The organism is Microvirga medicaginis, from assembly GCF_052658925.1.
Genome location: NZ_JBQWEL010000081.1, coordinates 1 through 361, shown reverse-complemented (window position 1 = coordinate 361; position 361 = coordinate 1). Strand labels below are relative to the sequence as shown.

At 57.9% G+C, this 361-nt stretch carries 1 protein-coding gene; it reads left to right on the top strand.

Features of this window, described 5'->3' with window-relative positions; translation table 11 throughout:
• Positions 1-68 precede the first annotated feature (68 nt).
• On the top strand, positions 69-361 hold a 293-nt coding region (locus ACUXUR_RS26855; RefSeq protein WP_445505400.1), incomplete at its 3' end, for an IS6 family transposase.

Sequence of the window (361 nt, the reverse complement as noted above, 5' to 3'; positions counted from 1 at the left end):
GGATCTGTTGCAGCTTTGAGCGCTCCGCCACCTGAGCTACGACAAGAGGGTGCTGAGAGGGGCAGAGGGTGAAGCAAGATAACAAGAACCCGTTCAAGGGGCGGCAATTCACGGCGGATATTATCCTGTGGGCGGTCCGCTGGTATCTTCAGTTCCCGATCAGCTACCGCGATCTCGAGCGCATGCTCGCCGATCGTGGCGTCACGGTCGATCATACGACCCTCTTTCGTTGGATCCAGGCTTATGCACCCGAGTTGGAGAAGCGCATCCGTCCGCATCTCCGGACGACAAATGGATCCTGGCGCGTGGACGAAACATATATTCGAGTGAAGGGCGAGTGGGTGTATCTCTACCGCGCCGT